This is a genomic window from Azospirillum sp. B4, assembly GCF_000333275.1.
Taxonomy (GTDB): Bacteria; Pseudomonadota; Alphaproteobacteria; order Azospirillales; family Azospirillaceae; genus Nitrospirillum.
This window is the reverse complement of sequence record NZ_BACU01000450.1, coordinates 1-10,340: the sequence shown is the minus strand read 5'-3', so window position 1 is coordinate 10,340 and position 10,340 is coordinate 1. Positions and strand designations below refer to the sequence as shown.

Here is a 10,340-nt window from a genome sequence, read left to right as displayed (position 1 = left end):
GCGGTGCGCACGACGGACCCAAAACAGGGAGCCAACCATGACGCGAATGGACAAGACGGGCATCGGCCGGGTGGGTATTGCATTCATGCTGCTGTCGGGCGTGGCGCTGTGCGCGCTGCACGGAACCGCCCGGGCGCAGTCGGCGTCGCCGGCCGAAACGGACGGCGTGTTGCAGGACATCGTGGTCACGGCGCAGAAGCGGTCGGAAAACCTGCAGGACGTGCCGGTGGCCATCACCGCGCTGACGGCGGAGACGCTGGAAAGGACCGGCGTGCGCGACGTGCAGGACCTTCCCAGCCTGACGCCGGGCCTGCAGATCAAGACGTCGGACGCCAGCGCCAACCCCAAGGTCTTCATCCGCGGGGTTGGCCTGAACGACTTCAACGCCAATGCCGCCGGCGCCGTCGGCATCTACGCGGATGGCGTCTTCGTCGCTTCCCCCTTGGCGCAGCTGGGGCAGTTCTTCGACCTGGAACGGGTGGAGGTGCTGAAGGGGCCCCAGGGAACGCTGTATGGTCGCAACACCACCGGCGGTGCCATCAACATCACCACCCGCCAGCCCACGTTCGAGGCCAGCAGCGACGGCAGCCTGGAATATGGCCGCTTCAACGCCATGAGGGCTGAGGCCGGCGTGGGCGGCGCCGTCGTGCCCGGCAAGCTGGCCATGCGCTTGGCCGGCGTCTTTGAGCAGGACGACGGCGACACCTACAACCGCGTGACCAAGGAAAACGTCAACGCCGTCAACCGCTGGGGCGGCCGCGCCAGCCTGCTGTTCACGCCCAGCGACGACCTCAGCGTCACGGTGCAGCTGCACGGCGGCCAGAACAAGGGCGACAGCCGCTACACCCAAGCCCGCCCCTTGATCCCCCAGGATCCGTCCGTGGCTGGCGCCAGCGGCCTGTGCGCCGCCGGGGCCTACGCCTCCGGCCTGTGCACGGATGCCCTGGGCTACGCCGACACCGACAACAATCCCTACGCCGGCGACTACAACGTCAAGGGCAAGGACAAGGTCGACACCTGGGGGGCAGCCGTCAACATCCGGTGGGACGTGGGCAAGGCCACGCTGTATTCCATCACCGGCTTCGACAGTGCCGAGCGCAACGACCTGGAGGATACCGACGCCAGCCCCAACAATCTGCTGACCAGCACCTACAAGGCCACCCAGCACGACGTGTCCCAGGAACTGCGGGTGGAGGCGCCCCTGGGCGACAAGGTGCGGGCCGTGGCCGGCGCCTATTTCCTGCATGACTATCTGAACACTTCCAGCCAGTACGACATCCTGCGCGACCTGCGTCCCCTGTTCGTCACCGACGACAACCCCACCGGCTTCTCGCTGGAAAACAACGTGGCCACGGTGGGGTATCCCTATACTCAGATCAGCGACAGCTACGCCGTCTTCGGCCAGGTGGACTATCAGCTGACCGACAGGATCACCCTGACCGGCGGCCTGCGCTATTCCAAGGACGACAAGGACTTCCGCTACCGCAGCACGGTGGAGGAGGTGGTGGACGTGTTGAGCTACGCCGCCTCCAAATCCTTCGACAGCGTGTCGGGCCGCGCCTCCGTCCAGGTGAAGCCCACCGACGACGTCATGCTCTACGCCAGCTACAATCGCGGCTACAAAAGCGGCGGCTTCTTCGGCGGCTACACCCGCGACCCGGCCGACCTGGCGCCCTATGCCGACGAGACGCTGGACGCGTACGAGGTGGGGGCGAAGACGGAGCTGTGGAACAAGCGCCTGCGCCTGAACGCCGCCGGCTTCTACTACGATTACAGCAACCTTCAGGTCTTCCAGATCGTCACCCGCGATGGCGTCCCGACCCAGACCTTCAACAACGCCGCCAACGCCCGGCTGTACGGCGTGGACGCCGACATCACCCTGGTGCCCCTGAAGGGGCTGGAGCTCAGCCTGGGCGGCGAATACCTGAACAGCGAATACCAGAACTATGTGTCGGAAGGGGAGAACCTGTCCGGCAACCGCCTGCCCTCCGCCCCGCGATGGACCCTATCCGGCATGGTCAGTTATGACCAGCCGCTGGATGGTGCCGGCGGCAAGGAGGCGGGCACGCTGAACGCCAGCGTCAACGTCAGCTACCGCTCCCTGGTCTATTTCGACAGCCACAATCTGACGCGACTCAGCCAGTCCGGCTACTGGCTGACCGACGCGCGCCTGGGCTGGACGGCGCCCAGCGGCGCCATCAGTGTCGGCCTGTGGGTGCGCAACCTGTTCGACCAGACCTACATCATGGATATCAACAACCTGGACAGCTTCGGCCTGGACGCCCTCAGCATGGGATCCCCCCGCCGCTTCGGCGGCTACCTGAGCTGGCATTTTTGAGTGCCCTTGGCGGGCGACGTACGAAGGAGAGGGTGATGATGGCGGTGGAGCAGGGGGATGACCTGGCGGCGGTGTCGCGGGCCTTCGACCGGCTGCGGGCGGCGGCGCGGCTGGATCCCTATCCACCGGCCGAACGGCGGCGGGAACAACTGGCGGCGCTGGAACGGGCGCTCATCCGCCGCCAGGACGCCCTGGTCCAGGCGGTGGATGCCGACTTCGGCGGCCGCCTGGCGCATGAGACCCTGTTCGCCGAGATCTTCGTGTCGCTGGAGGGCATGCGCCATGCCCGCCGGCACCTGACCGGGTGGATGCGGCCCCGCCGCCGCGCCGTGCCGTTGACCCTGGGTCCCGGCCGCGCCTGGGTGCAGCCCCAGCCCGTCGGTGTGGTGGGGGTCATCGCGCCCTGGAACTATCCGCTGTTCCTGGCGCTGGGTCCGCTGACCGGGGCGCTGGCCGCGGGCAACCGGGCGCTGCTGAAACCATCGGAGCTGACCCCCCGCACCACGGCGCTGATCGCCGACATCGTGGCCGAGGCGGTGCCCGGCGACGTCGCCACCGTCGTTTCCGGCGGGGCGGAGGTGGGGGCCTATTTCGGCCAGTTGCCCTTCGATCACATCCTGTTCACCGGATCCACCCGGGTGGGCCGGCTGGTGATGAAGGCGGCGGCGGAGAACCTGACGCCCGTCACCCTGGAACTGGGCGGCAAGTCGCCGGCCCTGGTCCTGCCCGACGCCGACCTGAAATCCGCCGCCACCGACATCGCCTATGGCAAGTTCACCAACGCCGGCCAGACCTGCGTCGCGCCGGACTACGCCCTGGTGCCGCGCGCGGCGGTGGAGGATTTCGTGGCGGCCCTGGGTACCGCCGTGCCCGGCTACTTCCCGGCGAACGGGGACACCAGCGCCATGTCCGCCGTCTTCGGCGCCGCCGGCCGTCGCCGCATCGCTGACATGGTGGCGGAGGCCAGGGCCAGCGGCGCCGTGGTGCGCGAACTGGGTCCGCCCGTGCCCGGATTGGACATCGGCCCCGCCGTCGTGCTCGACCCGCCGGAGGACATCACCCTGCAGCGGGAGGAGATCTTCGGCCCCATCCTGCCCATCGTTCCCTACGACGATGTGGAACAGGCGCTGGACTATGTGCGTGACCGGCCCCGGCCGCTGGCCTTCTACCTGTTCGGGCGCGACCGCGCGCCGATCGATCGCGCGCTGAAGACTACGGCCGCCGGCGGCGTGGTGGTCAACGACGCCCTGATCCATGTGGCGGTGGACGACCTGCCCTTCGGCGGCATCGGCCCCAGCGGCATGGGCCGCTATCACGGCCGCGACGGCTTCGACACCTTCAGCCACCTTAAGGCGGTGTTCGACCGCAAGGGGCCCCGCCTGGACCGCCTGGCCCGCCCGCCGCTGGCCCCCCTGCACCGCTGGCTGGTGCGCTTTCTGGTGGGGCGCGCCTGACGATTCACCCGGTTCTTGGACGGGTGGCCCGTTCTTCTCTTTCTCCCCAACCGCGTCTGCGATATCTATCGAAGGTACTGGGGCGTGCTACCACCTTTGGCGGGGGTGGGTGTGGGTTGGGGATACGTTTGTGCCGGGATCGATGACAAGGGCCGCCGACCAGGCGGCGACCGCAATTTCATGGGCGGGTGCCAGGGTGCTGGTGGCGGGTGGACTGGGCTTCATCGGGGCCCGTCTGGCCTGCCGGCTGGTCACGCTCGGCGCCGTGGTGACGGTGGTGGACATCCTTGAGCCGCGGGCCGGGGGCAACGCGGCCAACGTCGCGGGCATCCGCGACCGGGCGACCATCCATATCGGCGACATCGGCGACGACCGCCTGCTGCGCGAGGTGTTGCCCGGCTGCGAGGTGGTGTTCAACCTGGCGGGCCAGACGGGCCACCTGGCGTCCATGGTGGCGCCCTTGCAGGATCTGGATGCCAACTGCCGGGCCCCCCTGGCCTTGCTGGAGGCGTGCCGCACACTGGCGCCGCGCGCCACCGTCGTCTACGCCAGCACGCGGCAGGTCTACGGCCGCCCCCTAAGCCTGCCGGTGGATGAAGGGCATCCCGTGGCGCCCGTTGACGTCAACGGCGTGCACAAGGCGGCGGCCGAGACCTATCACGGCCTGTACTGCGAAGTGCACGGGCTGGACACGCGGGTGTTGCGCCTGACCAACACCTACGGTCCCGGCATGCGGGTCAAGGACAGCCAGCAGAACTTCCTGGGCCTGTGGCTGCGCCTGGCGCTTGAGGGCCGCCCCATCGACCTGTGGGGCGGGGACCAGCGCCGGGACTTCAGCTATGTCGACGACGTGGTGCAGGCTCTGCTGCTGGCGGCGCGCGTGCCGGCGGGGGCGGGCCGCACCTTCAACGTGGGCGGCTGCCCGCCGGTCAGCCTGCGGGAACTGGCGGACCAGCTGCTGGCGCTCAGCGGCGGGGGCGGGGGCGTCACCGTCAGCCCCTTCCCCCAGGAACGGGAACGCATCGATATCGGCCACTACTACACCGACGACCGCCTGTTCCGCGCCCTGACGGGCTGGACGCCGCGGACGTCGCTGGCGGAGGGGTTGGCGGCGACCCTGGATTATTACCGGACCGCCCTGCCCCTTTATCTATGACCGCCGGTGGCTTCATGCGTGTTCCCCTGAACGACCTGCGACGGTCCTGCCACCGCGACGGTGACGCCATCGCCGCCGCCATGACGCGGGTGGTGGCGCGGGGCTGGGTGCTGTTCGGGCCGGAACTGACGGCGTTCGAAGCGGCGTTCGCCGCCTATTGCGGCGCCGGCCATTGCTTGGGTGTGGGCAATGGCACCGACGCGATGGAACTGGCCCTGCGTGTCCTGGGGGTGGGGCCGGGTGACGAGGTGGTGACGGTCGCCAATGCCGGATTCTACGCCACGACGGCCATCCTGGCGGTGGGCGCCCGGCCGGTGTTCGCCGACGTCGACGCGGAGACCCTTACCCTGTCGCCGGCCGCCCTTGCCGATGCGCTGACGCCCCGCACCCGTGCCGTCGTTGCCACCCATCTCTACGGCCGCCTGGCCGACATGGACGGCATCCTGGCCGCGGCCGACGCCATCCCGGTGATCGAGGATTGCGCCCAGGCCCATGGGGCGCGGCGGGCGGGCCGGCGGGCCGGATCCTTCGGCGCCATCGGCTGCTTCAGCTTCTATCCCACCAAGAACCTGGGGGCGCTGGGCGACGCCGGCGCCGTGGTGACCAGCGACCCCACCCTGGCCGACCGGCTGCGCGCCCTGCGCCAGTATGGCTGGCGGGAGAAATACGTGGTGGCGGAGCTCGGGGGCCGCAACAGTCGGATGGATGAGATCCAGGCGGCGGTGCTGGCCCTGCGCCTGCCGTCGCTGGACGCCGGCAACGCCCGGCGGCGGGCCATCAAGGAACGGTACCGGGCCGCGATCCCAGGGCCCGTGCCCGGGTGGGCCACGCCGATTGGCCAGGATGACGTGGCGCACCTGGCCGTGGTGCGCAGCCCTGATCGCGCCCGCCTGGCCGCGGCGCTGGCCAGCGCCGGGGTCGACACCGCCGTTCACTATCCCGTGCCGGACCATCACCAGCCTGCGGTGCGGCCCTTGCTGCTCGGTCCCGTCAACCTGCCGGTGACCGAGCAGGCGGCAGCCCAGATCCTGACGCTGCCCTGTTTTCCGGACATGACGGAGGATGAGGTCGGCCACGTGGCGGCGGCGCTGGCGGCGGCCTGGGTCCACCCCGCCTAAGGTTCGTCACAGGACCATACGTCCAGGTCAGGGCTGTGCGCAGCCCTATGGTATAGGGCCAGGAAGGCGGCCGAGACCGTGGCTGGGGTATGCTTGCTGGCAATAAAGGGCGTTTGGTCCATGGCCAGCCAATACCGTCCGTCGCACCGGGTGAGGTAGCGGTCGATGAATTGCTGGATGGCCATTGGGGTACCCAGGTCCATCCAGGCATTGCGGGCCAGGATCAGCGGCTGCCCCTGGCCCACCAGCCACGCGACCTGGCGGTGCAGCTGGGTGTCGGTGGGCAGGGGCTCTTGCGTTTGGGTCGGGGCGATGGCGACCCGGGCGCCTGGATGCTCGACCAGGAAGTCGGTGATGGCCCGGCGCACCGCCTCGGCGCGCGGGGCGGCCGCCAGGGTGTCGGCGGCCTCCTTTAAAGCATAGCGCGTGCCGCTGGCCATGACCAACAGGATCACGGCCGTCTGCCCCAGGGTGTACAGGCTCCATCCCGCTTGCGCGTTCGCGGCGTGTGCCAGCAGCAGGGCGGCATAGGGAATGAACGGCGTCAGATGCCAGACCCCGGCACCGTCCACGGCACCCAGCACGCAGGCAATGGGTAGACACAGCGCCAGGCCCGTCAGGAGTTGCGCACGCCTCCGCCATTCGGCCAGCGGCAGCAGCCATAGCGGCGGGAGCACGAGCAGCAGCGCCATCAGACCATTGCCCAGCAGCCGGGAGCCATGCAGACCCATCGGCCTCAGCGCCGCCAGGTAGCGCAGATAGTCCTCGGGTGTGGTCCCGGTACCGATGAAGGGCAGCAGGGCGCCGGCAAGACAGGTCACACCCGCCAGCAGAATGAAACGGGCCGCCGCCCTGGAATCGCGCAGCGGCAGCGCCGCGAGAAGTGCCGGGCCCACATACAGGGCGCCTGACGGTTTCAGGGCGGTGGCAAGCCCGGCGCACAACCCCAACGCCAGGGCCTGGCCCATGCCGGCTGGGCCAGTGGTGGCCCAGAGCGCAAGCGCGGCCAGCAACAAGAGGAACGGGTCGCTTCGGAACCCGACGTCGGGATAGGTGTGCAGCACGAAGCCGGCCATGGTGGCCGTCGCGAACAAGGCCGCACCCCCGCCGACGCCCGCGCGTCGCGCGGCATGCCAGGTGACGGCCAGGGTCGCCGCCTCCGCCACCATTCCCGGCAGGGCCGCCAGCGGCGTGCCAATGCCGAACAGGTCCTGCATCATGGCCAGGACGCGATAGATCAGCGGACCATACAGCAGGCCATAGTAGAAGCCGTCGGTGGGCAGGGGATAGAGCGGCTGTCCCTGGAGCCAGGCGGCGGCGATGGCCGCCAGGCCCTGGTTCCAGGGATCCAGGGGACCATGGCGCAACACCACCGCATGCTCGATCAGGCGGCTGGCGACGACGATCGCCGTGGCGCCGGCGAACAGCAGGGTCGCCACCTTCGCCAGGCGCGGCTGCAGGGGCCGCCGGGACAGGCGGCCGGCGAGCGCCAGCCCCAGCAGGGCCACCAGCGCCACTTTGCCCAGGAAGGTGGAACTGTTGATCAGGTGATCGATGGACAATGGCGCCTCAATTTGTTTGGCCCCGCCCCGGGACCGCCATCACGGCTTCACCGCCACCGCCAGGGCGGAGCCGCCGAAAGGCAACGCGATCCCACGGCGCAGGAACACACGTTCCAGGCCGCATAGGACGGTGAAGGCCTGGTTCACCGGGCCATGGAAGGTGCCGACGTCGGAGGTCGCACGGCCGCTGGACGGCAGCTTCCGACGAAGCACCATCAGTGGGAATAGAGTGGTGTTCCAGTAGGTGGTGAATAGGGGTCTCAGGCCTGCGGTCTCCATCTGGCGGCGCAGCCGCCCGGTGGTGGTCCGCCGCACGGTGTGAACCCGCCGGTCATGATCGGCCATTAGCCAGTCATAGGCGGGCAGGTTCACCAGGCATACCCCCCCAGGTTTCAGGCAGCGGAAAACCTCCGCCAGGGCCTGGGCCTCAATCACCCCGGCATGGCACAGGATGTCGGTTGAAATGATGACATCCAGACTGTTGTCGGCGAAGGGCAGGCTGTTGACGCTCGCGACGGCGACCGAGTCCGCTCCCTTGCGTCGCGTCCGTCCGCAGGCCCGAAACGACAGGTCAACGCCGTGTAGGGTCGCCTGGGGCCAGGCCTGACGCAGCCGAACCATCAGGCCGCCCGTGCCGCAGCCGGCATCGAGGATGACCGGTGCGGTGGTTGTCAGATGGCGGCCCAGGAACAGGGTCACCAGGTCATGCAGGCAACGGTACCACCACATCGTACCGTCCGCCCTGTCCATCAAGGCGTACTCGATCTCATCCATATGGGCCCCACCCCCATGTCGATCCCCGCACCAGCGCGGACGGCATGGCAAGCCCTTGCGCAGACGTTCACCCCGGAGACGGGGCGCATGCTAGCGGGGATCGTCGCAGGTTGCCATCTTTTGGGGTATGCGCATGGCGACCCCGTTCCGTGGTTCAGGCACCCTGCCGGGCGCGTCTCATCGCCTTGGCCACCGTACCCGCACCTGCTCTCGGCTGCGTGGGCCGGTGACGGAAAAGGCGGTTGGACCGATCCTGACCCTGTCCTGTCCCCGGACATGACCAAGGATGGGATCGCGCCGTCACGTCGGCGGTTCGTCCGGCGTCGGCACGCAGGACCAGACCTCCAGCCCTTCCCCCCAGGATTGGCGATGATACAGCGCCATGAAGGCGGCTGAAACGGCGGGCGGTGTTTCCCGGCCGGGAAAGAATGGCGGGTTGCCCATCCCCAGCCAGGACAGGCCATCGCACCGGGAGAGATAGCGGTCGATGAACAACTGGATGGCTTCCGGTTTGCCCAGGTCGATCCAGCTGCCGCGGGTCAGGATCAGGGGTTTGCCCTGGCCGACCAGCCATGCCACCTCCCGGTTCAATTGCCCGGCGCGGGGCGCGATGGCGACGGCCGCATCCGGGTGGTGTGAAAGGAAGTCCACGACGGCCTGGTGCAGCCTTTCAGCCTGCGGCGCCCATGCCGCGCTCTCGGACGCCTCCCGCGCGGCATGGCGCGCGCCATCGGCCATGATCAGCAGGACGACCATGGCCTGCCCCAGGGTCCGCGGGCTCCAGCCCGCCTGGGCGGTCGCGGCGATGCCGACCAACAGGGCGGTGTAAGGAATGAAGGGCAACAGGTGCCAGACGCCGGCTCCATCCAAGGCTCCCAAGACGCACGCCACGGGCAGGCACAGGCACAGACCCGCCGTCATCGCCCCCCGCGCGCGCCTTTCCGCCGGTGGGATGAGCAAGGCGGGGGCCGACATGAGCAGGGCCATGAGGCTGTTTTCCATCAACTCCTTGCCATGCATGCCCTTGGGCTTCAGGGCCGCCAGATAGGCCAAGTAGCCTGTTGGCGAGGTGTCGGTGCCGGCGAAGGGAAGCAGGGCGCCCGCCAGGCAGGCGATACTGGTCAACAATATGTAGCGGCCGGCCGCTACGGGCGCGCGCGCCGGCAGGGCCGCCAGCAGCGCGGGTCCCAGGTACAGGCCACCCGATGGCTTCAACGCTGTGGCCAGGCCGGCGCACAGGCCCAGGGCCATGGCCTGGCCCATGCTGGGCGCCCAGGTCGTGGCCAGCAGCCCCAGGGAAGACAGCAGCAGCAGAAAGGGGTCGGTGCGGAAGCCCACACTGGGATACATCCTCAGCAACAGCCCGGCCGTGGCGATCGTGGCGAACAGGGCGGGACCGCGACCGGCGCCCCCGCGTCTGGTCGCATGCCATATGATGACCAGGCTGGCCACCTCCGCCACCATGCCCGGCAACGCCGCCAGCGGCGTGCCGATACCGAACAAATCCTGCATCGCGGCCAGGACACGATAGATCAGCGGTCCGTACAGCAGGCCGTAGTAAAGGCCGTCCGCCGGCAGGGGATAAAGGGGTTGCCCGCGCAGCCAGGCCGCGGCGACCGCGGCGATGTTGTGGTTCCACGTCCAGCACCTCTCCCGCCCGGTCCAACGCCGCGCCCGATCCGGGGATCAGGTGGACGATGGGCCCCTCCTCCGCATACAGCCAATAGCCGGGGAAGCCGAAGGGCGGGCGGTAACCGGGTTTCAGGTCCAGCACCGCTTCCAGGAAGGCGCGCGTGCCCTCCAGGTCGGCGGTGCGCAGGGTGGCGTGGTCCAGCCGGGTCATGGCGGCGCCCCCCTCAGATGGTCTCGGCTTCGCGCACGGTCAGCGGGCTGCTGGCGGCGAAACGGGCGATCTCATCCTTGCGCATGAAGGTCACG

The 10,340-nt window shown here is 69.2% G+C and carries 7 protein-coding genes; 4 read left to right on the top strand and 3 right to left on the bottom strand.

Annotated features, from left to right (window positions below):
* The first annotated feature begins 37 nt into the window (after positions 1-37).
* From I55_RS19515 to I55_RS19500, 4 genes are all read left to right on the top strand, one after another.
* Positions 38-2,338 (top strand): TonB-dependent receptor, encoded by a 2,301-nt coding sequence (locus tag I55_RS19515; RefSeq protein WP_085940060.1) that lies wholly within the window; start codon positions 38-40, stop codon positions 2,336-2,338.
* Between the two features lie 35 nt (positions 2,339-2,373).
* A complete protein-coding gene (locus I55_RS19510) occupies positions 2,374-3,792 on the top strand; it encodes a coniferyl aldehyde dehydrogenase (protein WP_085940059.1) in 1,419 nt (472 codons plus the stop codon).
* A 142-nt stretch (positions 3,793-3,934) separates the two neighbouring features.
* The gene (locus I55_RS19505) at positions 3,935-4,948 is read left to right on the top strand and encodes an NAD(P)-dependent oxidoreductase (protein WP_044562253.1); all 1,014 of its coding nucleotides are present in this window, start codon (positions 3,935-3,937) and stop codon (positions 4,946-4,948) included.
* Positions 4,949-4,962: 14 nt separating this feature from the next.
* Positions 4,963-6,066, top strand: coding sequence for a DegT/DnrJ/EryC1/StrS aminotransferase family protein (locus I55_RS19500; protein ID WP_085940061.1), 1,104 nt, complete (start codon positions 4,963-4,965; stop codon positions 6,064-6,066).
* On the opposite strand, the gene I55_RS19495 is transcribed toward I55_RS19500, so the two are convergent.
* From I55_RS19495 to I55_RS19485, 3 genes are all read right to left on the bottom strand, one after another.
* A complete protein-coding gene (locus I55_RS19495) occupies positions 6,063-7,628 on the bottom strand; it encodes a glycosyltransferase family 39 protein (protein WP_044562251.1) in 1,566 nt (521 codons plus the stop codon). The genes I55_RS19500 and I55_RS19495 overlap by 4 nt on opposite strands.
* Positions 7,629-7,667: 39 nt before the next feature.
* Positions 7,668-8,402 (bottom strand): class I SAM-dependent methyltransferase, encoded by a 735-nt coding sequence (locus I55_RS19490; RefSeq protein ID WP_044562250.1) that lies wholly within the window; start codon positions 8,400-8,402, stop codon positions 7,668-7,670.
* Positions 8,403-8,702: 300 nt separating this feature from the next.
* Positions 8,703-9,914: a glycosyltransferase family 39 protein gene (locus I55_RS19485; protein WP_044562249.1), complete on the bottom strand. Its 1,212-nt coding sequence runs from the start codon at positions 9,912-9,914 to the stop codon at positions 8,703-8,705.
* Between the last annotated feature and the right edge of the window lie 426 nt (positions 9,915-10,340).

Coding starts and splice junctions, on each gene's coding strand:
- I55_RS19515 (WP_085940060.1), top strand. CDS start 38: ATGACGCGAATGGACAAGACGGGCATCGGCCGGGTGGGTATTGCATTC.
- I55_RS19510 (WP_085940059.1), top strand. CDS start 2,374: ATGATGGCGGTGGAGCAGGGGGATGACCTGGCGGCGGTGTCGCGGGCC.
- I55_RS19505 (WP_044562253.1), top strand. CDS start 3,935: ATGACAAGGGCCGCCGACCAGGCGGCGACCGCAATTTCATGGGCGGGT.
- I55_RS19500 (WP_085940061.1), top strand. CDS start 4,963: ATGCGTGTTCCCCTGAACGACCTGCGACGGTCCTGCCACCGCGACGGT.
- I55_RS19490 (WP_044562250.1), bottom strand. CDS start 8,402: ATGGATGAGATCGAGTACGCCTTGATGGACAGGGCGGACGGTACGATG.
- I55_RS19485 (WP_044562249.1), bottom strand. CDS start 9,914: ATGCAGGATTTGTTCGGTATCGGCACGCCGCTGGCGGCGTTGCCGGGC.